This window comes from Streptomyces sp. NPDC046931, assembly GCF_040644655.1.
Lineage (GTDB): Bacteria > Actinomycetota > Actinomycetes > Streptomycetales > Streptomycetaceae > Streptomyces.
The window spans coordinates 77005-100480 of sequence record NZ_JBEYWX010000024.1 but is presented as its reverse complement, the minus strand read 5'-3'; the positions used below and the strand labels follow the sequence as shown (position 1 = coordinate 100480).

Genomic DNA, 23476 nt, shown 5'->3' with positions numbered 1-23476 from the left:
CTCCCGCGCGGCGTCATCCGTCTACTGCTTCGGCCAGGACGGCACGCGCCTGTGGAAGCTCGGTACGGGCGGAGGGTCGGCGCTGTCGATGCAGTACCGCGACGAGCGGCTGTACTTGGTGACACGGACGGCTCGCTGGTGTGCGCGGACGCGAGCGAGGCGGCCGTCTCCGCGGCTCAGCAGGGCACCGTGCCGGTGGCGCGGGACGTCAAACTCGCCGCGGCCCTGCCGACTTACGCGTCGGCCACGGCCGCGGGCGCGGTGGCCACCGTCGCCCACGCCCCCTCCGGGGCGGTCGTCGTCGAGTGCGTCCAGGACGGTGGCCGCCTCCGCGTGCACGTGGTGTCCGACGGCTATGACTCGTCGTGGAACGTCCAGTTCCCGCGCGCGATACGGGAGCCCGGGGCGCGCTACGTGGTGGACGCCCTGCATGCGGCGGCCGGCGGCTTCTACCGGGTCCGGGGTGACATCCGACGGCTGCTGTAGGGCGGAAGGGGGAGGGGCCGTCCCGCGGCAGGAGGCCCCGACAGCGCCGGTGGTCGGCGGTGAGCGGGGCTGCGGGGCAGGGGCCCCGGGAGGCGTCGAGTCGCGGCACTCATGGGGTGGCCCGCAGCCCGGCCAGGAGCACCTGAAGGGAGAGATCGGCGGCCTCGTCCAACGGGGTGTCGTCGAGCAGTCCACCGACGGCCAGGGTGGCCAGACCGTGCACGGTGGAGAAGGCGACCTGGGCCAGCCGGACCGGATCGCCGGGACGGACGACGCCGCTCTGCTGTGCCTCGGCGATCACCCGGGCGGCGATCTCCAGGGCCTGGTGCCCGAGTGCGCGCAGTTCCTGGGTGGCCTGCTCGTCGTGTTTGGCGGCGAACATCAGCTGCAGCAGCGCGGCGCGCTCGACCGCGAACCCCAGATACGCCCGGCCGAGGCCGGTCAGCCGCTGTTCGACCGCCCCACGATCGTCCGCCGCCGTCTGGAGGCGACGGTTCAGTTCGGTGAAGCCGCTGACCACCAGCGCGTCCAGCACCGCCTGGCGGTCGCGGAAGTGGCGGGTCGGGGCGGCATGACTGACGCCGAGGTCGCGGGCGAGACCGCGCAGGGAAAGCCCGACGGGCCCCGACTCGGTCAGCACGGCCTCGGCCCGTTCCAGCAGGGCGGCCCTCAGGTTGCCGTGATGGTAGGAGCCTTCGGGCACAGCGCTCTCCTCAATGTTGGCGGTTGACTACAATGTTTTAGGTTGCCTACATTGATTATCCCGTACACCCGGCAAGGGAAGTGGAGCAACCGACGATGGCAGGCATGTCCTATCGAGGCACGACAGCCCTGATCACCGGCGCCAGCGCCGGCCTGGGCGAGGAGTTCGCCCGCCAGTGGGCCGAGCGAGGCGCCGGCGTCGTCCTCGTCGCTCGTCGCCTCGACCGGCTCCACGAGCTCGCCGCGGACCTGGAGAAGAGTCATGGCATCACCGCGACACCGATCGCCGCGGACCTGGCCCGGCCGGGGGCCGGAGCGGCGCTGCGGGCGGATCTCGACGCGCGTGGCATCACTGTGCAGACCCTGATCAACAACGCCGGCTTCGGGAGCCACGGGGCGTTCCTGGAGCAGGACCCGGAGCAGATCGCCCGCATGATCCAGCTCAATATCGGGGCGGTCTCCGAGCTGTCGCGGGTCTTCCTGCCGGACTTGGTGGCCGACGGCCGGGGCGCCCTGGTGACGGTGGCGAGCACTGCCGCCTACCAGCCGACCCCGGCCATGGCGGTCTACGGCGCCACCAAGGCGTTCGTGCTCAGCCTTACGGAGGCTCTCGCCTACGAGACCCGCCGGTCCTCGCTGCGCGTGCTCGCGGTGTCGCCCGGGCCGGTCAGCACCGAATTCTTCGACGTGGTCGGTACCCGCGACGCGATGGTCGGGCGCGTCGCCACCCCTGCCGAGGTGGTGACGGCGACCCGCCGCGCCCTGGGGCGCGGCAGCACCCCGCCGAGCGTGGTCGCGGGGCTGGGCAACCGTCTGTCGGCACTGGCACCCCGGTTCGCGCCACGCCGAGTCGTCCTCGCTGTCGCAGGGCGTGCGCTCAAGGCCTGAGGGCCGGATCGCCCCACGGCGCCTGCCGCGTCCCGCGCCTGCCGCAGGCCATCGGGTCATCCGCGCCCTGCCCGGCGGCTTCCCGGCTCAGTCCGGCTTCGGCATGGACCGCAGGCGCCGCATCTGGGCGTGGCTGAGGTCCTGCGCCCGGCGCATATGCCGGGTGATCACCTCCAGTTCGTCCTCGGTGTGCTCGTCGAGCAGTGCCTGCCAGGCCTGGCCGAGCTCGTCCCACACCGCGGTGACGCGGGCGATGCGCTCCGGCACCGTGGTGACCAGCACCCGGCGGCGATCCCGCCGGTCGGGTGTGCGCACCACGTAGCCCCCTCGTTCCAGCCGGTCCACCAGTCGTGTGGCCGAGCCCGTGGTCAGGCCGGTCATCTCGGCTATCTGTTTGACCGTCAAGGGCTCGGGCCGTGCCGTCAGCAGGCTCAGGCACTGCACGTCGGTCGCGTGCATTCCGAGGTGCTCGGCGACGGCCTGGTTGAACAGCACATACGCCGCCAGGTGGCGGCGGGACTCAAAGGACAGCTCCTCGTACAGCCGGCTCCGACGCGAGTCTCCCACTCCGGACTCACCTCCAAAAAAAGCTGCGCGACGCAGCGAATCTGGGTAGTCTGCTGCGCGACGCAGTTGATGCGTCACGCAGCTACTCTACCTTTGGGAGAACCATGCTCACCATCGCAGTCACCGGCGCCACCGGAGCCCAGGGCGGAGCCACCGCCCGCGCCCTGCTCGCTGCCGGACACCGCGTCCGCGGGCTCACCCGTCACCCCGACTCGCCGGCCGCCGGCGTCCTGCGAGCCGTCGGAGCCGAGGTGTGCCACGCCGACTTCGACGACCGCGCCTCTCTGGACGCCGCCCTCGCGGGAGTGGACTCCCTCTTCGCGGTCACCACCCCGTTCGGCACCGACATCGCCACCGAAGTGCGACAGGGCAAGGCCCTCGTCGACGCCGCGGCGGCCGCCCGCCTCGGGCACATCGTGCTCACCTCCGCCGCCCATGCCGACCGCGGCACCGGCGTCCCGCACTACGAGAGCAAGTACCTGGTCGAGCAGCACATGCGCACTGCCGGCGTGCCCTGGACGGTGATCGCCCCGGCGGCGTTCATGGACAACTTCGCCGGCGGCTGGAGCCTCGACGGGCTGCGCGACGGCAGCTTCGCCTGGCCCATGCCCGCCGACCGGCCGCTCACTCTCATACCGGCCGCCGACATAGGCGCCTTCGCCGCGTTGGCGTTCGAGCGCCGTGACGAGTTCACCGGACGCCGGATCGACATCGCCTCCGACGAGCTCACCTCCGGCCGGATCGCGGACGCCCTCGCAGCGGCCACCGGGCGCCCGATCCGCCACCAGGAAGTACCGCTGTCCCATGTCCGGACCCACTCCGCCGATCTGGCGGCCATGTTCGAGTACTTCACCACCGTCGGCCTCGACGTCGACGTCACCGGGCTGCGACGCGACTACCCCGAAGTCGGCTGGCACACCTTTGCCGACTGGGCCGCCGGTCAGGACTGGTCCGCACTCCTGACCCCCGCGCCCGCCCAGCAGTGACCTACCCAAGGAGCACAACTTCGTGAAGCCCATCGGCTACTGGCTCAACCGCACCGACAGAGTCATCACGCATTACATGAACGACATGCTGGAGGAGTTCGGCCTCACCAGGATCGCCTGGCAGGTCCTCCGACTCATCGACGACACGCACGAGGCCACCGACGGGGAACTTCTCGCGGCCCTCGAGGCCAACGCCGACACCGCCACGCTGACCGCGGCCATCGACACCGTGCTCGCCGACGGCTGGGCGACCCGTCACGCACCGTCCCGGCTCGCCCTCACCCCTGATGGCCGTCGGCGTCTGGCTCGTGTCGCCGAGCGCGTCGACGCGTTCCGCGAACTGTCCATGACCGGCATCTCCCGGGACGAGTACCGCACCGCCGTCCAGGTCCTTGAACGGATGACCCACAACCTGGAAGCGGTGGCGATGAGCGGCAGCCGTCGATAGCGACACCGCCAGGACGCCGGCAGGCGACCTCGCCCTGCCGGGCCCCCACTGTGAGGCTCCGGGCTCGATGTCTGCTTCGTCGCTTGTGAACGGACGGCTACGCGGCTGAGCCCTGCTGATGCACCACATGAACGATCACGGGGCGTCCGTGCATTGGACGGATCGATTGAGGGATCCCTCCGTTCACGGCATGCCCGCCGTCGGTACCGGGGCGTCTCTCACCACGAGCGCCTATGCCACCGCCATTCCCCACACCGCTTCCCGTCCGGCCCCCGGCGGCCGCGGCCACCGCCGGATGGGCCTCGCCCTCCTCCACGCCGGGACCGCGACCCTCGGGCTCCGCTACCTCACGCAGGCCCTGCTGCCGCTCGCCTTCCGTGACTCGGGGCCGATGGCGAGCGCACGCAGGTGGAGTGCGCCCGGCGAGGCGTGCGGAGTGGCGCCGGCCGTCCTGCAGATAGGCCAGGGTCTGGCGGGGCCTGTGCAGGGCCTTCCGCTCGGGATGAAAGTCATGCGTCAAGGAAACCTCCATGGCCGGTCGCGGGTGGCGGTGGCCGGATGCCGGTCACCGGAAGGCCGATGGTGGGTGCCGGGCCGAACCGGCCGCGGCGGTGTCAGTCGCCCCCGCCGGGTTCAGGCGCCCTCAGGGTTGGTGCGGATGAGGCCCGGACCGCGGTCGACGACCGTGTCCCCGTACCCGACATCGTGGCCGTCGTCACAGCGGAGTTCCGCGCGCACCGGGGCGCCGCACCCCTTGTGGCGTACGACCAGCGCGGGACCCTGCTCGTCCGTGGCCCAGGTGTCGCCCCACTGCCGCAGCGCCATGAGCACGGGCCGGAAATCACGGCCTTTCTCGGTCAGCTGGTAGGCGTACCGGGTGCGCTGGCCGGGTTCCTGATAGGGGACACGCTCCAGGAGCCCCGCGGCGGTCAGTTCCTTCAGACGTGCCGCGGCGGCGGGCTCGCCGACGCCCACGCGCTTGGCGAAGTCGTCGAACCGGGACGTGCCCAAGAAGGCTTCGCGCAGGATCAGCAGCGCCGTCTTGGTGCCGACGATCTCGAGGGTGCGGGCGATGGGGCAGTTGGTCATGGACCAGGTGTCGCGTTCCGTCAGCAGATCAGTCATGTTCCCAGCCTAGCCTGACTTGCCTCATCGGTAGCCAGACGTTAGCGTCATGGCTGACTTCTAAAAATATTAGTCAGCTGTTGGGCGCAGCCCCCGAGGAGGAATCATGGACATCAGCACCGCAAAGGCCCTGGTCACCGGAGCCAACCGCGGCCTCGGCAGGGCGCTCGCTCAAGAACTGGCCGCCCGCGGCGCCACCGTGTACGCCGGGGTCCGGCGGCCAGAGCAGGTCGACCTGCCCGGCGGGAAGACGATCCGGCTGGACATCACCGACCCCGCCTCCGTCGCCGCGGCGGCCGAGGAGGCCGGTGACGTCAACGTGTTGATCAACAACGCCGGAACCTTGACAGGGGCGGATCTGCTGACGAGCGGCTGGGACGACATCCGGCTGGAGATGGAGACCCACTACCTGGGCACCCTTCGCATGATCAGGGCATTCGCCCCGGTGATCGAGGCGCAGGGCGGCGGGTCGGTCCTCAACATCGCGTCCGTCCTGTCGTGGATCAGCCTCCCCACCACCGGCGCCTACTCCGCCGCCAAGGCCGCGCAGTGGAGCATGACCAACGCCCTGCGCCTGCAGCTGGCGCCCAAGGGCATCACCGTGGCCGGACTCCACGTCGGCTACATGGACACCGGCATGGCCCGCCATGTCAGGGACTCCAAGACCCACCCGTCGGACGTCGCCCGCGCGGCCGTGGACGGCATCGCCTCCGGCGCACACGAGATCGTCGTCGACGACCGCAGCCGCCACGTGCAGTCCCGCCTCTCCGGCGGCGTCGCCGCGCTCTACCCGCAGCTCGGCTGAGAAGAGGAAACAGGTGCCTTCGACTCCTGTCCCCGCCCCGCCGCGAGGGCTGGACCGGCTCAGACGCGTCGCCGGTGAGCACACCGGCAGCCCGCTCCCCACGCCCCCGCCCTCCCGGCTCTCCCCGGCCGTCACCCTCGTCGCCATGTGCCCCGCGCCGCCTGGCCCGCCGTCGAGCACGCCGTCTCCACCGGAGCCGGCAGGGGAGCGGCGCCACCGAATGTGACCGCCGCGGTGGCCGATGCCTTCACCTCCGGAGTACACGCCGGCATGGCCGTCATCGCCGTGGTCTTCCTGTGCGCAGCCCTCGCCGCGGCCCTCCTGGTCCACAACCGGCCGCACCACACCACGGCCACGACGAACTGACACCACAGGCGAGCCGAGCCGAAGCCGGCACAAGCGGATGCCCACGGCCGCGATCAGGCGCGCGGCACCCGCTGGTCAGGCGTGCGGGCACCCGCTGGTCAGGCGCGCGGCACCCGCTGGTCAGGCGCGCGGGCAGAGGATGAACTCGGGAAAGGCGTGTCGACCGGGCCGGTTGCCGACCTCCGCGAGCGCCGCACGGATCTCATGCAGGTGGCGAGTGGTCATCTGCAACGGAGGCTCGTCAGGCTGGTAGGTGGTGCGGATCGGGTAATCCACGCCCGGCTGCCGGGTCATCTCGATATGACAGCCGAGCACATGGGTGACCGGCCGGCTGTCGGAGAACTCGATCAGACGGTCGATGGACCGGACGAAGGCGGCCCGGTCCTGGATATAGAGCCTGCCCGGGTAGACCGTGTCACCCGTGAGCAGAAACCGGGTCCACGGGTCGTAGAAGGTCACCGCCGCCTCGTGATGGCCGGGGGTGGCCAAGGTCTCCAGCACCCGGCCCCCCAGGTCCACCCGCGCCACGGCGCCGGGGTCTTCCCCGAACCCGAAGAACTCCCAGGCCGTCGCCAGATCGGCGCCCACCACCGTGGTGGCGGGACGGTCCGTGAACTGGGCGTCGCCCGCGATGTGGTCGCCGTGCGGGTGGGTGTGCAGGACCAGCAGGCCGTAGTCGTCCCGGGGGTGCCGGGCGAGCCACTGTGCGACGAGTTCGTCGACAGTCCGGCGCAAGGGGAAGAACTCCGCGGAGGCGGTGGCACCGGTGTCGATCAACACCGCCTTGGCATTCCCGAACAGCAGAAACAGAAAGGGCGCCTCGTAGTTGATCGCCATGTTCTGCCGCAGGATGAACGTGTGCTCGTCGTACCGGTGAATCTGGATGTCCGGGTCGGTGTTGTGCTTGGCCGACGGCGAGCCATGGATCCACCGGATGTCGAGCGCCCCCGGGTCGGGCACCCCACCCGTGGCGAAATCCACCGACGACCTGCCTGCCACCACGACGACTCCTCCGGTGCGTCGTCTTGGCGGACCGGGTACGGCGCACATCTCGTCCGGGGCAGGCCCGGATACGAGCCTCCACGGGGAAGCTACCACGGCATTCGCGCGGCTCCGGAGGACATCGGGGCCACTCCGGCTGCCCACCACTCTCCTCCCTGCAACGTGGTGGCCAAGCGGTGCTCGTATGGCTGGGCTGGGTACCGCGACCGCGACGCGACCGTGATCGGGCGCCGCAGGCCGAGTTCCCCGAGCGCGCTGTCGATGGGTCCGAGGGGCTTGCCGAGCCGGGAGATGCCGATGTGGTCGGCCGCGGCGAAACGGCGGGCGTCGATCGGCCCGTGATCGACCCGGACCTGACGAGCCCCACCGTGGCCGCCCCGTGACATCGCCGCAACCGCAGCGCGGCTGCCGCTCGACCCCTCGTGGGAGGGGTCCGGCCAGGTCGCCCGCCTCGGCCCGGAAGACCTGTCGCCCAACGAGACGGCGAGCGCCTCACCGGATTCGGGATGACCGACGCGATGGCGCAGGCGATGGTCGACATGTTCGACGCCGAGGCCTCGACAACGCCGAGCCGCACGGCGGAGTTGCGCTCGCGGGCCTCGCTCCGCAAGCGGAGCAGCGGCCACCAATATCCCGAAGAGGAAGTGCGCGGTGACAGACCGTGCTAATTAAGGTGCGTGCGCGAGTACCCCTTGGCTTCCGGCATGGCCGGTCAACTCGGCTGGCTGGTCCTGCCAACCGTTCCCGACGAACTGGCACCGTTGGTCGACCGTAGCGATGCACTGCTGACAGCCTGGTGGCGGGACCACGAGATCGACGCCCTGGAACGGCTCGTCGCCACCTGGTCGGAGATCCTCGATCACCCGCACTTCCACGCCGCCGAGGCGGATTTCCGGTTGCTCTGCCAGGACCGTGCCGCAGTGTGCCTGTGCTGGCACGCGCTCGAGACCGGACAGGGCGAAGAGCTGGACGAGGCCCACGCCCGTCTGACGGAGATCCTCGCCGCCGCTCCGTCCTGGGCCGCCGATGTGGAGTACCACCTGGGCATCATCGAGGAGGGGCGGGCGCAGCTGCGTAATTCCCTGGCTCAGGCCCTCGTGGCGGAGCGCCGGCTTCGCGCCGTGCTCGCCGCACTGCCTCCCGAGGAGGCCCGATTACGCCCGCGCTGCATGGATGTCCTGGCCCGGACCCTTCTGTGGCTGCACAGGCATGATCGCGACCGCGGAAGCACGGACGAGGCCATCGCCCTGCACCGGGCCGCCGTCACACTGATGCCGCGCGACAGCGCCTACCGCGGGGTGATCGTAGTCATGCTCGCCTCGTCGCTGCGGGCACGGTTCAAGGAGACGGGGCGGCTCTCGGATCTGAACGAGGCGCTGACGCTGCTCCAGGAGACCATCAGGGGCATCGAGTTCTTGAGTGTCGCCGCTTACGGACACACGACACTCGGCGGGCTGCTGCGCGAACGCTACGTGCGCTCCGGCGACTTTGCCGATCTCCAGCGCTCGCTGGAAGCACACGCCGATGCCGTCCGGTTCGCGCCCGAAGGCCGCAGAAGTTGGCTGGTGGCGCTGAACAATCAGGCCAACGCCTTGAACGCGGCCTACTCCGTCACCCGCGATCGGACCCTGCTCGAACAGGCCATCGACAGCCTGACCCTGGTGGTCGAAGCGACCGACCCGCAGGACCACTCCTACCCGGCCCGGCTGAACAACCTGGGCAACAGCCTGACCTTCGGCTACGACGAGACGGGCGATCCCGCCTATCGGGACCGCGCCATCGTCATGTACGAGAACGCCATCGCCCATTCACCGGCTGACGACCAGGAGCTGTCGTCGCGCTATCTCAACCTCGCCACCAAGCTCGCCCGCCGACATCTCGAGCGGAGCCGTCGCCGCGACCGCCGACCGGCACACCGCTACTTCCGGCTGGCGTACGAGACCGGAATGGCCCGAGCGCCGGAGTGGGCCCTCACCGCCGCCTTCGCCTGGGGTGAGTGGGCAGGAGCCTGCGGCAGGTGGAGCGAGGCGGTGAAGGCGTACGAACTCGGCATCGAGACGATCGAGCTTCTTTTCGCCCGCCAGGACTCCCGAGTCGACAAGGAGGCATGGCTGCGCACCGCGCAGGGCGTGCCCGCCCGCGCCGCCTACGCCTGCGCCCGCGCAGGACGTCCCGAGCACGGCGTCCTGTTGCAGGAACGCGGCCGGACCCTGCTGCTGGCCGAGGCGCTCCGCATGCGGGGCGGCGACCCTCCGGACCTGCCGTCCATTCGTTCTGCCGCGGGCGACCGGACTCTGGTCTATCTCGACTCGGCCGACATCGGAGGGACAGCCCTGATCATCGCGCCGGGCGCGCGCAAGGTGCGTCCGGTCGAACTGCCCGAGCTGAGGAACGCCGCCGTCGATCCGCGTGTCGACCTGCTGGCCCGGGCCTATCAGGGGCGGCACACCGACCCGGAGCTGTGGTCGCAGACGCTCGACTCAACCGGCCGCTGGGCGCAGGAAGTGATCTTCGACCCGCTGCTGCCGAGCCTTCCGAAGGGGACCGATCACCTCGTCCTCATACCCGCCGGCCGGCTGACGCTGCTCCCGCTGCACTCCGCGTGGTCGCCTCACCCCGGTGGCGGCCGGCGGTACCTCGTCGACGAATTGATCGTCGGTTACACGCCGACCGCGCAGGCGCTGCGGCCCGCCGGCACCGCGCGGTTCCGGGAGGCCCTCGTCGTCGACGATCCCCGCCCGGTCTCCGCCTCCCCGCTGCCCTGGTCCGGTGCGGAATGCGCGGCGGCCCTCGCCGCCGCGGGCCCCGGAAAGGTACTCGCCGGTCCGGGCGCCACCCGCGCGGCGGTTCTGGACGCGCTGGACGGACCCAGCCTCATCCACCTCTCGTGCCACGGCGCCGGCAGGAGTGACGCGCCTTTGATGAGCGGGATGCTGATGGCGGGAGACGAGCCCCTGACCGTCGGTGACATCATCGCGTTGAACACCCGAGTCGAGGCCGAGCTCGTAGTGATGTCGGCCTGCGAGACGTTCCAGGTGGGAACCAAGCTCCCCGATGAGGTCGTCAGCCTGCCGACGGCGCTGCTTCAGCTCGGCTGCCGTGCCGTGGTCGCCACCCAGTGGGCGGTCTCCTCCCTGGCTGCCGCCCTGATCGTCGCGGCCTTCTACCGGCGGTGCGCCGAGGGGGACCCGCCCGCCCGGGCGCTGCGCACAGCCGTCAACCGGCTCCGGCCGCTCACCCATGCGGAGCTGGCCGCCCATCTGAAACCCGGAGCCGGGACGGACCTCTTCGGCCTGCCGCCCGACGCGGCACGACCCCTGTGGCGGACCCTGCGCCGTCGCGACCCCGATGCCCGGCCGCTTGCCCAGCCTGCCGAATGGGCAGCGTTCGGTGTTGTCGGCGGATGATCCAAGGAGACACCCGATGGACGATGACACGCTGTTGGAACTGGCGGTGGCCCTGGAACCCGAGATCGCCGAGCTGGCCGATCGGGTGACGGCCGACCGATTCACGGCACTCCTGGCGGCGCTGCGCGCCGGGGAACTCGTCGGAGACGACCTGTTCGAACTGCTCACCGCCGATGCCGCATTGCGTGACCGGGTCAACGCTCTGCTCCCGCCGGAGGAGGACGGTGAAAAGGGCTATCAGGAGATGCCGGGCAAAGGCGAGATCGTCGCCCCGCTCTTTTACGCCTGCCCCGAGGGTGACTACCGCTACCCGGTCCAGGAGATCGGTGAGCCGGTGCCGGATTGCCCGGCACACCGGATAGCGCTGGTGGCGGAGTAGACGTGCTCACCAAGCTCTGGACCGGTCTGGGCGGAAAGCTCGCGGAACGGTTTGTGCTCGCGCTGCTGTCCCCGGCCGCGACGTTCTGGTCGGCGGGAGCCCTGGCCTGGTTCGACGGCCACGCCTCCGGCGGCCGCCGGCCGACCGCGCTGAACGAGACGACCAGCCGGATCACCGGTCTCCCGGCCGCGGCTCAACTCTTCCTGGTCCTGGGCGTTCTCGCCCTCCTCACCGCCAGCGGTACGTTCGTCAACGCCCTATCCCTTCCCATGCTGCGCCTCATGGAGGGCTACTGGCCGCGGTTCCTGGCCGCGCCCCGCCGACGGCTCGTCGGCCGTAAGGCAAACCGGCGTGCCTTCGCCGCAACCCGCTGGCGCGCCCTGATGCTCACCGGCGAGGACTCACTGACCCCCGAGGAGACGGCCGAGGCCATCCAACTGGACCGCGTCCTCAACCGGATCCCGCCGAGCCCCGCCCAGCAGATGCCGACCCGCCTGGGCAACACCCTGCGCTCGGCGGAGTCCCGTCCGGCCCGCAAGTACGGCCTCGATCCGGTCGTGTGCTGGCCCCACCTCTGGCTCCTGCTTCCCGACCCGGCACGCGAGGAGATCTCGCACGCCCGCGCGTCCCTGGATCGCGCCGCCACCTGGACGATCTGGGGTCTCCTCCTCCTGGTGTGGACGCCCTGGAGCGCCTGGGCGATTCCCGCCGCGCTGGTCGTCGCAACGACCTCCTACCTCGCCGCAGTCCGCACCGCGACGGCCTACGCCGATCTCGTGGAAGCCGTCTGGGACCTCCACCGCTCCACCCTGTACAAGGCTTTGCGCTGGCCCCTGCCCGTCGACCCGGCGGCCGAGTTCGCCGCGGGCAAGGCCATCACGGCCTATCTCCGCCGCGGCGCACGTGGAACGCTTCCACGGTTCAGCCAAGACGTCCCGGCATGACGACCGCACCGTAAGCGCGCATCGACCACCGTGCGCGCAGCCTCGCGGTGGGCGGAGCGAGACAACAGATCGCTCGACCCGATACGAAGCTGAGCACGCGTACTCATGCGCCCGCCCATCGGGACAGGCAGCGTGGGGCCTGTGAACCTCCCCATAGGACCGCCGGCCTTCGACGCCACCACCGGTTCCCGGCGGCGCCACCGTGCCGACACGGGCGCCGACATCGGAGCCGGGTGCGGCCTGCTGCTCCTGGAACTGGCCGCCCTGGTGGTGATCTTCGGACTCTGGTTTCTGTCCGGGTTCAACCTCGACCCCGCCAGGACCGTCGAGACCGACTCGTTGTGGAGCTACCTGGCCGCCGCCGGCGGAGTCGGCGCCCTGGCCGTCCTGGCGGTCGTGATCGCCGCGCGCGCCGGGGCCCTGGTGACCGTCATCAGCCAGGGCGTCATGGTCGCCCTGGTCTCCCTCATCGTCCTGGGCGGGGCCATGGTTCAAGAGCACGAGGACGCGCGGGTCTCCACCGGCGGGAACGCATGCCATGCGGCACCGTCCGCACCGTGGTGCAACGGTTGAGCAAGCCCGGCGCTCTCCGCATCCCGCACAGCTGTCCGGTCGCAACAGGGCGGCTGGACGCCTTGCCGACACCACCCCGCCCCGCAGAGCAATGTCCGATTCCCGCCAGCACCCTGCGCCGAGGCGGTGCACAGTGGAGACGTGACCAGCGACGACAGCAGGGGCGACAGCCTGTACGAGGCGGTGTGCAGCCGCGACGCACGCTTCGACGGCGAGTTCTTCTTCGCCGTCGCGACGACCGGCATCTACTGCCGCCCCAGCTGCCCCGCCACCACCCCCAAGCGGAAGAACGTCTCCTTTTTCACCACCGCCGCGGCGGCCCAGCACTCGGGCTTCCGCGCCTGCCGCCGCTGCCGTCCGGACGCGGTTCCAGGCTCTGCCGCATGGAATATCCGCGCGGACGTGGTGGGACGTGCGATGCGGCTGATCGGCGATGGTGTCGTCGACCGTGAGGGTGTCGCCGGACTGGCGGCACGGCTGGGCTACAGCGCCCGGCAGGTGCAGCGGCAGCTGAACGCCGAAGTCGGCGCCGGTCCCATCGCGCTGGCGCGCGCGCAGCGCGCACACACCGCGCGGATCCTGCTACAGACCACCTCCATGCAGGCGGCCGAGATCGCGTTCGCGGCCGGATTCGCCAGCGTGCGGCAGTTCAACGACACCATCCGGCAGATCTACGCCGCCACCCCCAGCGAGCTGCGCGCCGCGAAGCCGGGCCCCGCCTCCCGCTACGGCTCGGTCGCCACGGCCCACGGCGTGGGAGGCATATCACTGCGGCTGGCCCACCGCGGCCCGTACGCCACGGCCGAGGTCTTCGACTACCTCGCCGCGCGCGCCCTGACCGGCGTCGAGGAGATCACCGGAGCACCCGGGAAGCGCACCTACCGGCGGACCCTGGACCTGCCGCACGCCCCGGGCATCGCCGAGGTGGGCGAGAAGTGCGGTGACGGCTGGCTGGAGTGCCGTCTGCACCTCGGCGACCTGCGGGATCTGACCACCGCCACCCAGCGCATGCGCCGGCTGTTCGACCTCGACGCCGACCCCTTCGCGGTCACCGAACGCCTCGGTGCCGATCCGGCGCTCGCGCCGTTCGTCGACCGCCGGCCGGGGCTGCGCGCCCCTGGGGCCGCCGACCCGCACGAGCTCGCCATCCGAGCGGTGCTGGGCCAGCAGGTGCCGGTGGCCGCAGGCCGGCGGCTCGGCAACGCCGTGGTCGCCGCCTACGGACGACCGCTGCCGACCCCGAGTGGCGCCCTCACCCATGTCTTCCCGACCGCCGGCACCCTGGCCGAGGCATCGCTGGCGGAACTCGGCATGCCCGAACCCCGCCGCGCCACCGTGCGCACGCTCGCGTGCGCGCTGGCCGACGGCACGGTGTGCCTGGACGCCGGAGCCGACCGCGACGAGGCCGAGAAGGCCCTGCTGGATCTGCGCGGTATCGGCCCGTGGACAGCCGGCTATGTCCGTATGCGGGCCCTGGGCGACCCCGACGTCCTGCTGTCCCGGGACGTGGCCGTCCAGGCGGGCATGCGGCACGCGGGCGCCGACGCCCTCGACGCGGAACGCTGGCGGCCCTGGCGTACCTACGCCATGCACCACTTCTGGAACGCCGCCGCCGGCCGGCACCGCACCCCGGCAGCGTGATGGTATGACGTCCGCTCCCCGGAACGGCGTCCGAATCCCGCCAGACCAGGTGGTGCGCACGCCGCACAGTGGAGGGTGAAGAGACCGAGGACCTCTTCAGACCGCAGAACTACGTGAAAGGACACCGGACCGATGACGGTCTATACGACGATGGACAGCCCGCTGGGTGAGCTGCTGCTGGTGGGGGAGGAGCCGGCGGCGGCCGAGGGCGGCACCGCGCTCGCTTCGCTGTCCGTGCCCGGTCAGAAGTACGGGGCCGTCGTCCAGGACGGGTGGATCGAGAAGCCGGAGGCGTTCACCGAGATCGTCGCCCAGCTGCGCGGGTACTTCGACGGCACGCTGACCCGCTTCGACATCGAGTACGTTCACCGGGGCTCGGACTTCCAGCGTCGGGTGTGGACCGCACTGGAGGCCATCCCCTACGGCACCACCCTCACCTACGGCGACATCGCCCGGGAGATCGGCGCCCCGAGGGCCGCGGTGCGGGCCGTGGGCACGGCGATCGGCGCGAACCCGTTGCTGGTCGTGCGTCCCTGCCACCGAGTGATCGGTGCCGACGGCGCGCTGGCCGGCTACGCAGGCGGCTTGCAGCGCAAGCGGCAGCTCCTGGACCTGGAGCGTCTTCACCAGGCTGTCTGAAAGACCTCACCCCGGCTCTCCCGGAGCAGGGCACCCCTCAGCGATCCAAGGAATCCCTCACCATGATCGAGACCACCCGGCTCGCGGGACCGGTCGCCGACCGGATCGCCCAGCAGGACTGGGCGGCCCTGACCGGCGAACTCGACGAGCACGGCAACGCGCTCACCGGCCGGCTCCTCACACCGGGCGAGTGCCACGAGATCGCCGCCCTCTACGACAAGCCCGCCCACTTCCGCACCACCGTCGACATGGCCCGCCACCGCTTCGGCTCCGGCCAGTACCGCTACTTCACCCATGAACTACCCGACCTGATACGTGAGTTGCGCGAGGCGTTCTATCCCCGGCTGTTGCCCATTGCCCGGGACTGGGCCGGCAGGCTCGACAAGCCCGCACCCTGGCCGGACACCCTCCAGGAGTGGCTGGAGCAGTGCCACGAGGCCGGGCAGACCAAGTCCGCCCAGATTCTGCTGCGTTACGGCCCCGGCGACTGGAACGCCCTGCACCGGGACGTGTTCGGCGAGATGCTCTTCCCGCTCCAGGTCGTCATCGGCCTCGATGCCCCGGATGTCGACTTCACCGGCGGCGAGTTCCTGATGACCGAACAGCGACCGCGCGCACAGTCGCGCGGCTCGTCCACGACCTTGCCGCAGGGCCACGGCCTGGTCTTCACCACCCGGGACCGGCCGGTGGCGACGAGGCGGGGCTGGTCGAACGGGCCGATGCGCCACGGCGTGAGCACGGTCCGCTCCGGCCGTCGGCACACCCTCGGCCTGGTCTTCCACGACGCGGCATGACACCCGCCTCGCCTCGCCGGCCGGCCGGACTGCCCGCACAGCTCAGTGGATGGACAACCCGGTGAACCCACCCGTGCCACCGGCGGCCGTGCCGCCGGGGCCACGGTTGACCTGGGCCGAGGAGCCGCTGCGCGTCGGCCGTGCACGACGTCCAACGGAGTATGCGTCGTAGTCCTCGGAGAACTGGTCCAGCCACCACCGCCAGAAGGTGAGCCCCGCCAACTCCTCCTCGGTCTTCGCCAGAGCCGCCCGATCCCAGACGACACAGGGTCGACCGAGGTCGGCGAGGACAAGCCGCAGGCGACGCACATCGACGAAGGACCCTTCGACGGTGGCCGATTCGGGCACATCACGTGGTGGAACGTCGTCGCGGAACACGAAAGTGAGGGGAGCCCCGTCGGCCCCCTGAGCGGTCGCTCGACCCCAGATCTCCCGCGCCGCAAGCCGCGCCCGCGCCGCATCGTTGTCTTCCTCGGCCTGGAGCGCCCACTGGATTTCCAGGCGGACAGGTTCGTACGCCTCGCACGCTTCCCGGACCACCTCCGGGTATCGAAGCCGGATCTTCCGCAGGGCCTTCTTGGCCCAGGGCCGGATCAACAGCATCCACCACCGGTTCGCCCGTTCCTGGGCAGCCATCAGCTCGATGCTGATGCCGTCCAGCGCGGCGGCATAGGCGTCGGCGGCCTTGCACCAACGGCGGCACTGCTTGGGGGTGCACGGGGCGGCCGGGCTCCCCGGGTCCATGGTCGGGCTTCCGGGTAATCCACGCGTGGGGGCGTTGGGTTCCACACGGAAGAAGGAGGGAAGCCAAGGCTCCCCGAGAAGACCGCGCGGAAACACTTCCCGTACCCGGAACCTGCCGTTGACGGGCTGGACCGGCTCCGGACGCTCTGTGCGCGGCACCAGATGCTCGTAACGAAGAGGAGACCGCGCCGCTGAGCCATTCATCGCCCGCACACCCCCGTTGTTCGGTGCCTTCAAGGATGCGCCCCACCGTGGCCCCGGGCAACGCACGACGGCGGGTCTGTTCGAAGCCGCGTGAGCGCGGTCACCGTTTCACACGGATGGTCCGCGTGGAACCGGAGCGTACGGGCGAACCCCTTCGCACCGAGCGGCCGCACGAACTCCACCGGTTCCGACAGTTCCACCGTCACCGTGGTCTGGCTGCCCACCGCCAGGTCGAGCACCCCGTCGGTATGCAGCCGCAGCAGCGGTCCGTCGGGGTAACGCCGCTCGACCCGGGCGCCGGCGATGACGGCGGCTGGAACCCACAGCTCGAACAGCGCGCCGTACCGTATGCGCAGCGAGCCGTCGGATCCCACCACATGAGGCCGTACCACACAGGACGCATGCAGGGCGAGGACCAGCACCAGTCCGTACCCGTCCACGATGAGCAGGATCGCGTGGACGAGCGGCCAGGGGATCACGATGGCCAGCAGGGCCGTTTCGATGACGGAGACGAAGAGCAGCCCGTACATCATGGCCGTCTGGGGGCCGGTGTACGCGACGGCCAGCGCACCCTCGGGAACCTGGTGGCGGCGGCGCAGCACCCACAACCCGAGGCTGCACAGCGCCCGGATCTCGTGCGCTGCAAGTCGGCGTGCGACGACCGGGACCAGGGCACGCAGCGCGTCCCGAACGACGTCCTGCGCGGCGTTCCACCGGCCGGCCCCGGCCCGTCGCCGGGCGGCGTACAGCCGCCACAGAATCACTGCCTCCAGCGCGAGTACGGTCGACACCAGCGCCTCGGCTCCCACGAGGACCGCTCCGGGGATCCGTAAGCCTGCCGTCCCGCACACCAGGAGGGCGATCTCGGTGGGCAGCATCGCCCATACCGCCGCCCGCGCGGCCCGAGGACTCATGACGGCCTCTGGTGTATCCGGGCGGTCAGCTGCTGCATCACCCGACGCACCACCTCAGCCTGGGCGGGCGGGTAGTCGGCGAGCAGCGCCTGTCCCAAGCCCGTCGCCACCGGTCCCTTGTCCGGAATCGCCGCCAGCACCTCGTCCGGTACGGCGGCGGCCATATCGTCGGCCAGCGCCGCTATCCGCGGATCGTCCGATGCCGCTTCCTCCAGTTCGTCCAGCCGCTCATAGAGCACAAGGACGGCCGGGTCCTCGGCCACGGGCCGCAGCGCCGCGTACACCGCGTCCCCGGCGGTTGTCGTGTCCAGCAGGGACAGGTGTTCGCGGTCCTTGGCCGCGGCGGGCGATGCCGTGGCGGGCGCGGCCGCCAGGAGCTCGACAAGAGCGGGGGAGAGCGGCGCGTCCGGCGTGAGCGGGCCGTCCAGGAGGCCCCCGAGCACCCTGCGGCGCTCTTGGATCTCGCGCTCCTGGCGTGCGAGGTCGGCGTCCAACTCGACCAGCATCTCGGCCAGTTCGCGCCCCGCGTCGTCCGCGAGGACGTCCCGCACTTCATCCAGGCTGAGCCCCAGCTCGGTCAGCCGTCGGATCCGGGCCAGCCGGACGGCGTCTCGGAGACTGTAGGCGCGATATCCGTTGGCCCGCCGCCTGGGCTCGGGCAAGAGACCGATGTGGTGGTAATGCCGCACGGCCCGGGAGGTGACTCCGACGAGCGCGGCGATCTCTCCGATGCGCATGCCGCCAGTAGAAACCTTGCCGCAGCGACAAGGTCAAGCCGGCATCCGCCCCGCAAGGTCGGGCACTGCCGACGGGGCGGGCTCGACGGCCCATGGGATCCCCTCGTCCCCGACCCGGCGCCGTCGCCCGCCGTGTGAGGCGCGCCTACCGGGCGGCCGGTGCGAACAGGGCCAGCTGATCGGCGATCCAGGGGTCCGGGGCCGGCCGCTGCGCGGTCGCGGGGCCGAACAGCGCCAGCTGGTCCGCGATCCAGGGGTCGACGGGCCGGTGCGCGGTGCGGTGCCCGGAGCGATGGTGGCTGGTGTCGCCCATGGTGGACCGGGCGGAGGTCTGTCCGGTGGTCTGAGGGGAGGCTGCCGTCGCCGATCCGCCGGTGGCGAAGAGAGCGCTTCCGGCGACTATGCAGGAAATGCAGGTGGTGGCGATACGCCGTGTCGGCTTCTTCATGATCTCCTCCGTGCGCTGTTCCTCGGACAACAGGTATTCCGTCGTCGTTGCTTCGAACGGTTGGACGGTGCGCCTACCCCACACGGCACAGCTCACACACGGGGCACCTCACACATGGGGCACCGCCCCTTACCGGGGGCCCGTGCCGCCCGGGTGTGATGGCCCGGATGTGCTCGCGTTACGGCCTTGGCCGATGAGGCCGGCGAAGGCGTCGAGGACGCGTTGCAGGCCGAAGGCGTAGGCGTGGTCGGGGTCGTAGGCACTGCCGTGTGCGGCGCCTGCCGCCGCGCCGACGCGGACGGCTGTGGGGTAGGCCTTCTCGTCGAGGACCTGGGCGAGGAGTGGGGCGTTCACCGCCCACCACTGCTGGTCGTTCATGGCGCTGTCGTGCCGGGCGGCGCGGGCGTCGGCGGTTGCGCGGGCGCATGCCTGGACGAAGGTGAGCAGATACGTCAGGCAGTCGTCCATCTCGACATCGGTGAGGCCGAGGCCGTCCAGCGCGGACAGTTCGTGCTCGTACTTGGCCATCAGCCCCGGTCCGAGCGGAGGCCTGGCGGTGGAGACCGCCGCGGCCCAGGGGTGCCGTTCGAAGAGTGCCTTGTTCTCCTCGGCGACGGCGGCGACCCGTCGGTGCCACGGCTGTCCGGTGGTGTCCGTACGGGGCATGCGCGCGTAGGCGGCGTCCAGCATGAGGTCGAGCAGCTCGGCCTTGCCCGGGACATAGGTGTACAGCGTCATGGGCACCACGCCGAGGGCCTGGGCCACTCGGCGCATGGTCAGCGAGTCAAGGCCTTCTGCGTCGGCGATGGCGGTGGCCGCCTCGACGACCGCGTCCACGCTCAGCCCTCGTCGTGGACCTCGGCGGCGGTCAGCGCTGGAGTGGCGCCACAGCAGTTGCAGGGTGCGGGCCGGGTCGCCCGCGCTGGTTCGTTCCGTCGGCACGGCGCAATCCTCTCGTACAAAATTGCTGTACGTTGTACTCTGTACGCCGTATAGAGAATTTGAGGTGCCCCAACCGTGAAGGAGTCTCCGTGAAGGTCACTTCCAGTGCCGTCTCGATCAACGTCGACGATGTCCCCGCCTCCACCGCCTTCCTCGTCGAGCACTTCGGCTTCCGGGAGGAGGCGAGCGCCGAGGGGTTCGCGTCCCTGACGCGTGACGACGTCGGCATGAACGTCGTCTTTCTGCGGCGTGGGCTGGCGACGCTCCCGGCGGACCAGCGTGAGGAGCACGCCACCGGACTGATCCTCGCCTTCGTCGTCGACGACCTCGAGGGGGAGCTGGCACGCCTGCGTGCCGAGGGCGTGACGATCACCATGCCCTTGACCGAGGAGGAGTGGGGTGAACGCGCCTTCCAGGTCCGCGACCCCAACGGGGTCATCGTGCAACTTGTCGACTGGAATGCGACCCCCGACCACTGAACCGCAACCGGGACCGGGGCCGTGCACCGGGACCGGGGCCGTGCACCGGCCTCTTCAGATTCTGGGCTTGCCCGTCAGGCTGGTCATGAGCCTGCTGCGAGGCGGTGCCACCTCGACGGACGGCCCTTCCGGCGCCCCCCGTCCGGCATCGGTCCGGCGCCGCCCGCGTGTGACGGCCTCCCACGCCATGGCGGCACCGGTCACCAGTGACAGGAGCAGATAGAAGACGAACAGCTTGTGCAGGTCGTCGAGGAAGTACCAGACCGATGCGGTGGCGCTGAACCAGAAGGCGACCACTGAGCCGCCGCCGCGCTCCGGGCTGAGCGCCGCGCCGACGAGACAGCCGGCGGCAACCAGCGCGAGCAGGGCGGCGATGCCGGCGTAGGAGCTGTCCCAGCCGTCGTAGGCGCGCCGCAGTTCGGAGTTGACCGCCACCGCCTCGGCCACCGGCCCCCAGCTCACCGCGCACGACAGGCGCGTGGACCACGGCAGCGTCACCGCGCCCAACAGGGCGGCCGCGACGGCCACCCGGCCGAAGTGGTCGGTCTCCACCAGCTGGCCACGTGCGCACAGCAACGACAGCAGGCAGCCGAGCAGCGCCAACGCGCCGTCGATGGAGGGGCGCAACGATATCCGGAACCTGTCCCTGAGCGTGGTCCGACCACCGGAGCGTGCCGCCGGAGCGATGGGGACGGGGACGGGGACAGAGATTGGGCCGGGGGCCTCGGCCGTCGGCATGGCCCCTTGTGCGAGGGCGTCGGTGAGGGCCGCACGCATCTGGCCTGCATCGGTGAACCGTTCCGCCGCGTCCTTGCGCAGGGCGCGCTGAATCACCGCCTCCACCGTCGGCGGTACCTGCGGCCGGAGCCGGGAGACCGGCTCCGGCTCGGCGAACAAGTGCTGGTGCATGACAGCGAACGGCGATGCGCCACGGAACGGCGGCTGCCCGGTCAGCAGTTCGTGCAGCAGGCACCCCATCGCGTACAGATCGGCTCGATGGTCGACCTCCGCCCCGCTGATCTGCTCGGGCGAGAGGTAAGCGGGAGTGCCTATGGCCGCACCGCTGCCGGTGATGCGGGTGGCGGCCTCGGTGAACGCCTTCGCGATGCCGAAGTCGAGGACCTTCACGGTGTCGGGTCCGGTGAGCATGATGTTGGAGGGCTTGATGTCCCTGTGCACGATTCCGCGCTCGTGGCTGTGCCGCAGCGCATCCAGCACCGCGCATGCCACGTTGATCCCCTCGGCGACGGGCAGCGGTCCGCCGCGCAGGGCCTCGGCGAGGGTGGTGCCCTGGACGTACTCCATGACCAGATAGGGCCGTGGGCCGTCCGGGTCCGGCTCCTCGCCGACGTCGTGGATGGTGGCCACGGCAGGGTGGTTCAGCGCGGCGGCCGCGTGTGCCTCACGCCGGAAGCGGGCTCGCGACTGCGGATCGTGGGCCAGCGCGGAGGAGAGCAGCTTCACCGCCACGGTGCGTCGCAGCCGTTGGTCCACCGCACGATGGACCGTTCCCATGCCGCCCTGCCCGAGCCTTTCGACCAGCTCGTACCGGTCGCCGAGGACCATGTCCCGCCCCACTCGTGCCTCCCCGTGAATCCTGCGCCCCGACGCAGCTTACGGTGTGTGCCGGGAGGGGCCCGCGCCGGCCGCGGACGCCGGGGCCACCAGGATTCCCAGCGGGCGCTGGAGGACCGAGGACCGGTCCACCGACACCATCCACCGCCGTACCGGCGCTCGGCCACGCCGGTTTGCGCGCGCACGCGCTACGAGAGGCGCATCGGTCTGCCGGCGTCCGGCGCCGGCAGACCGATGCGCGTCATGCCCGCGCAAGCGGGTGAGAGGGCGACCCCTTCGTGGCTCGGCGGGGGCCGCGGTCGGGGCGCCAGGTGGCTACGAGGGCGGCCGCCAGAAGGAGTTCGGCGATGTCGCCGCCGTAGTACATGATCTCCGCAGCGCCCTGGACCTCCGGGACGGGGGCGTGGATGTCGACCCAGAAGCCGCCGTACATCAGCTGCGCGATGACTGCGTGCGCGGCGATGGCACAGCCGAGGTAGACCAGACGGGTGCGGACGCCGGGCCGGGCGGGCGCCGGATCCGGGCCGGCGATGACGTAGGCGAACAGGCAGCCCGAGAGCAGGAAGTGGGCGTGCAGCAGCCAGTGTCCGGCCGGATGGGTCATGCCGGCGTTGTAGAGCGGAGTGAAATAGAGAACGGCGAGGCTGCCCGAGGACAGCAGCAGGGCGATCGCCGGGTGGGCGAGCAGGCGGGCGGCGCGGCTGTGCAGGACCCCGGTGAGCAGGCGGGCGTGGGGTGCGGGCACGGTCCGCAGCAGGAGGGACACGGGGGCGCCGAGCACCAGGGCGAGAGGGGCGTACATGCCGATGAGCATGTGCTGGGCCATGTGACCCCGGAAGTCGTCGTGGGCGAGGGGCGCGACCGGCGGCAGGAGCGCCACAGCCAGCAGGGCCAGCCCGGTGATGAAGCTTGCCGTGCGCCAGGGATCCCAGGCCCGCGCCGGATTGCGGCGCCGCGCCCGGCGAGCGAGGAGGAGATAGCCGACGGCGCACGCCGCCAGTACGAGCGCGGGCAGCAACGTCTCCAGCAGGCCGCCGCCCTGGCCAGGGTGCATGGGATGTGTTTCGTGGTTCATCGGGTCAATCCGGCGTCTCGTTCGGCCTGCCGGGCGGTGGGGGCTTCCGGATCGAAGGGCTGTCCGCTGCGCTGGAGAAGCCAGCCGCCTACCAGCAGCAGCGCGCCGAAGAGGAGGAAGCCGATGTCCCACCAGGCCTGATAAGGGCCGTCGTGGACGTGGTGGATGCCCAGGATGTGGTGGTCCAGGACGCCTTCGACGAGGTTGAAGAGGCCCCAGCCGACCAGGGTCCAGCCCCACAGCACCCGGGAGGTCCACACCCGCCGGCGGTTGTGGGTGACCCGGGAGTACAGGATCGCGAGACCGATGAGGACGGCGATCCAGCACACGGCGTGGAAGATACCGTCCCACAGGGTGTTCATCTCCAGACCGGAGACCGTGTGGGGGTTGTAGTACTTCACACCGATGCGGTCGTGGTTGGTGCTGCTGAGCATGTGGTGCCATTGCAGGAGCTGGTGCAGCAGAATGCCGTCCACGAACCCGCCCAGCCCCACCCCCAGCACGATGCCGGGCAGCTGGAGACTGGCCGGCGCCAGACCGGCCCTGGCCTCGCCCACGTGGGTTGCCATCACGCTGTCTCCCTCCATGCGGTACTGGTGTCGGCTT

The 23476-nt window shown here is 70.9% G+C and carries 26 protein-coding genes, 1 pseudogene and 1 riboswitch; of the genes and pseudogenes, 15 read left to right on the top strand and 12 right to left on the bottom strand.

Annotated elements, in window-relative coordinates; translation table 11 throughout:
- Window positions 1-7: 7 nt before the first annotated feature.
- Window positions 8-486, top strand: a pseudogene (locus tag ABZ876_RS31365) (molybdenum metabolism regulator); the annotation flags it as partial.
- A gap of 109 nt (window positions 487-595) precedes the next feature.
- Here ABZ876_RS31365 and ABZ876_RS31360 read toward each other — a convergent pair.
- Window positions 596-1189, bottom strand: coding sequence for a TetR-like C-terminal domain-containing protein (locus ABZ876_RS31360; protein ID WP_361788278.1), 594 nt, complete (start codon window positions 1187-1189; stop codon window positions 596-598).
- Between the two features lie 104 nt (window positions 1190-1293).
- Between ABZ876_RS31360 and ABZ876_RS31355 the strand changes: the two genes are divergently transcribed.
- Window positions 1294-2076 carry an SDR family oxidoreductase gene (locus ABZ876_RS31355; RefSeq protein WP_361788276.1) on the top strand — a complete coding sequence of 261 codons (783 nt, stop codon included), beginning with the start codon at window positions 1294-1296 and terminating at the stop codon, window positions 2074-2076.
- Between the two features lie 87 nt (window positions 2077-2163).
- Here the strand turns inward: ABZ876_RS31355 and ABZ876_RS31350 are convergent, their stop codons facing one another.
- Complete coding sequence (locus tag ABZ876_RS31350; protein WP_361788274.1) at window positions 2164-2643, bottom strand: MarR family transcriptional regulator; 480 nt, start codon at window positions 2641-2643, stop codon at window positions 2164-2166.
- Window positions 2644-2747: 104 nt separating this feature from the next.
- Here ABZ876_RS31350 and ABZ876_RS31345 point away from each other — a divergent pair, with 104 nt between their 5' ends.
- Entirely contained in the window at window positions 2748-3629 is an 882-nt protein-coding gene (locus tag ABZ876_RS31345) for an NmrA/HSCARG family protein (protein ID WP_361788272.1), read from the top strand.
- A gap of 22 nt (window positions 3630-3651) precedes the next feature.
- On the top strand, window positions 3652-4077 hold the full coding sequence (locus tag ABZ876_RS31340) for a MarR family winged helix-turn-helix transcriptional regulator (protein WP_361788270.1): 426 nt from the start codon (window positions 3652-3654) through the stop codon (window positions 4075-4077).
- A gap of 633 nt (window positions 4078-4710) precedes the next feature.
- Here ABZ876_RS31340 and ABZ876_RS31335 read toward each other — a convergent pair.
- On the bottom strand, window positions 4711-5202 hold the full coding sequence (locus ABZ876_RS31335) for a helix-turn-helix domain-containing protein (RefSeq protein ID WP_361788268.1): 492 nt from the start codon (window positions 5200-5202) through the stop codon (window positions 4711-4713).
- Between the two features lie 106 nt (window positions 5203-5308).
- Here ABZ876_RS31335 and ABZ876_RS31330 point away from each other — a divergent pair, with 106 nt between their 5' ends.
- Window positions 5309-6007, top strand: coding sequence for an SDR family oxidoreductase (locus tag ABZ876_RS31330; protein ID WP_361788266.1), 699 nt, complete (start codon window positions 5309-5311; stop codon window positions 6005-6007).
- 147 nt (window positions 6008-6154) lie between these two features.
- Window positions 6155-6373: a hypothetical protein gene (locus tag ABZ876_RS31325; RefSeq protein WP_361788264.1), complete on the top strand. Its 219-nt coding sequence runs from the start codon at window positions 6155-6157 to the stop codon at window positions 6371-6373.
- Window positions 6374-6493: 120 nt separating this feature from the next.
- Here ABZ876_RS31325 and ABZ876_RS31320 read toward each other — a convergent pair whose 3' ends face one another.
- Window positions 6494-7375: an MBL fold metallo-hydrolase gene (locus ABZ876_RS31320; RefSeq protein WP_361788262.1), complete on the bottom strand. Its 882-nt coding sequence runs from the start codon at window positions 7373-7375 to the stop codon at window positions 6494-6496.
- Between the two features lie 12 nt (window positions 7376-7387).
- Window positions 7388-7457: riboswitch (guanidine-III (ykkC-III) riboswitch) on the bottom strand.
- A gap of 424 nt (window positions 7458-7881) precedes the next feature.
- Here ABZ876_RS31320 and ABZ876_RS31315 point away from each other — a divergent pair.
- The 8 genes from ABZ876_RS31315 to ABZ876_RS31280 all read left to right on the top strand — a co-directional run bounded on the left by ABZ876_RS31315 (window position 7882) and on the right by ABZ876_RS31280 (window position 15752).
- Entirely contained in the window at window positions 7882-8043 is a 162-nt protein-coding gene (locus ABZ876_RS31315) for a hypothetical protein (protein ID WP_361788260.1), read from the top strand.
- A gap of 36 nt (window positions 8044-8079) precedes the next feature.
- Window positions 8080-10782 (top strand): CHAT domain-containing protein, encoded by a 2703-nt coding sequence (locus ABZ876_RS31310; RefSeq protein ID WP_361788258.1) that lies wholly within the window; start codon window positions 8080-8082, stop codon window positions 10780-10782.
- A gap of 16 nt (window positions 10783-10798) precedes the next feature.
- Window positions 10799-11161 carry a hypothetical protein gene (locus tag ABZ876_RS31305; RefSeq protein ID WP_361788256.1) on the top strand — a complete coding sequence of 121 codons (363 nt, stop codon included), beginning with the start codon at window positions 10799-10801 and terminating at the stop codon, window positions 11159-11161.
- Window positions 11162-11163: 2 nt separating this feature from the next.
- A complete protein-coding gene (locus ABZ876_RS31300; protein ID WP_361788254.1) occupies window positions 11164-12105 on the top strand; it encodes a hypothetical protein in 942 nt (313 codons plus the stop codon).
- Window positions 12106-12246: 141 nt separating this feature from the next.
- A complete protein-coding gene (locus ABZ876_RS31295; RefSeq protein WP_361788252.1) occupies window positions 12247-12678 on the top strand; it encodes a DUF6234 family protein in 432 nt (143 codons plus the stop codon).
- A 141-nt stretch (window positions 12679-12819) separates the two neighbouring features.
- Window positions 12820-14319, top strand: a complete 1500-nt coding sequence (locus ABZ876_RS31290) for an AlkA N-terminal domain-containing protein (RefSeq protein ID WP_361788250.1) — start codon at window positions 12820-12822, stop codon at window positions 14317-14319.
- Window positions 14320-14451: 132 nt separating this feature from the next.
- Entirely contained in the window at window positions 14452-14958 is a 507-nt protein-coding gene (locus ABZ876_RS31285; protein ID WP_361788248.1) for a methylated-DNA--[protein]-cysteine S-methyltransferase, read from the top strand.
- A 62-nt stretch (window positions 14959-15020) separates the two neighbouring features.
- Entirely contained in the window at window positions 15021-15752 is a 732-nt protein-coding gene (locus tag ABZ876_RS31280; RefSeq protein ID WP_361788246.1) for a 2OG-Fe(II) oxygenase, read from the top strand.
- A 42-nt stretch (window positions 15753-15794) separates the two neighbouring features.
- Here ABZ876_RS31280 and ABZ876_RS31275 read toward each other — a convergent pair whose 3' ends face one another.
- The 5 genes from ABZ876_RS31275 to ABZ876_RS31255 all read right to left on the bottom strand — a co-directional run bounded on the left by ABZ876_RS31275 (window position 15795) and on the right by ABZ876_RS31255 (window position 19741).
- Entirely contained in the window at window positions 15795-16496 is a 702-nt protein-coding gene (locus ABZ876_RS31275; RefSeq protein ID WP_361788244.1) for a hypothetical protein, read from the bottom strand.
- Between the two features lie 233 nt (window positions 16497-16729).
- Entirely contained in the window at window positions 16730-17614 is an 885-nt protein-coding gene (locus tag ABZ876_RS31270; RefSeq protein ID WP_361788242.1) for a hypothetical protein, read from the bottom strand.
- Window positions 17611-18351: a MerR family transcriptional regulator gene (locus ABZ876_RS31265; protein WP_361788240.1), complete on the bottom strand. Its 741-nt coding sequence runs from the start codon at window positions 18349-18351 to the stop codon at window positions 17611-17613. The genes ABZ876_RS31270 and ABZ876_RS31265 overlap by 4 nt, the downstream gene beginning before the upstream one ends.
- A 145-nt stretch (window positions 18352-18496) precedes the next feature.
- On the bottom strand, window positions 18497-18829 hold the full coding sequence (locus ABZ876_RS31260; RefSeq protein WP_361788238.1) for a hypothetical protein: 333 nt from the start codon (window positions 18827-18829) through the stop codon (window positions 18497-18499).
- Between the two features lie 99 nt (window positions 18830-18928).
- A complete protein-coding gene (locus ABZ876_RS31255) occupies window positions 18929-19741 on the bottom strand; it encodes a TetR/AcrR family transcriptional regulator (RefSeq protein WP_361788236.1) in 813 nt (270 codons plus the stop codon).
- A gap of 89 nt (window positions 19742-19830) precedes the next feature.
- Here ABZ876_RS31255 and ABZ876_RS31250 point away from each other — a divergent pair, with 89 nt between their 5' ends.
- Window positions 19831-20220 carry a VOC family protein gene (locus ABZ876_RS31250; protein WP_361788234.1) on the top strand — a complete coding sequence of 130 codons (390 nt, stop codon included), beginning with the start codon at window positions 19831-19833 and terminating at the stop codon, window positions 20218-20220.
- Between the two features lie 54 nt (window positions 20221-20274).
- Here ABZ876_RS31250 and ABZ876_RS31245 read toward each other — a convergent pair whose 3' ends face one another.
- The 3 genes from ABZ876_RS31245 to ABZ876_RS31235 all read right to left on the bottom strand — a co-directional run bounded on the left by ABZ876_RS31245 (window position 20275) and on the right by ABZ876_RS31235 (window position 23439).
- On the bottom strand, window positions 20275-21798 hold the full coding sequence (locus ABZ876_RS31245) for a protein kinase (protein ID WP_361788232.1): 1524 nt from the start codon (window positions 21796-21798) through the stop codon (window positions 20275-20277).
- A 238-nt stretch (window positions 21799-22036) separates the two neighbouring features.
- Window positions 22037-22849, bottom strand: a complete 813-nt coding sequence (locus ABZ876_RS31240; protein WP_361788230.1) for a cytochrome c oxidase assembly protein — start codon at window positions 22847-22849, stop codon at window positions 22037-22039.
- 17 nt (window positions 22850-22866) lie between these two features.
- Window positions 22867-23439 (bottom strand): DUF2243 domain-containing protein, encoded by a 573-nt coding sequence (locus ABZ876_RS31235; protein ID WP_361788228.1) that lies wholly within the window; start codon window positions 23437-23439, stop codon window positions 22867-22869.
- Between the last annotated feature and the right edge of the window lie 37 nt (window positions 23440-23476).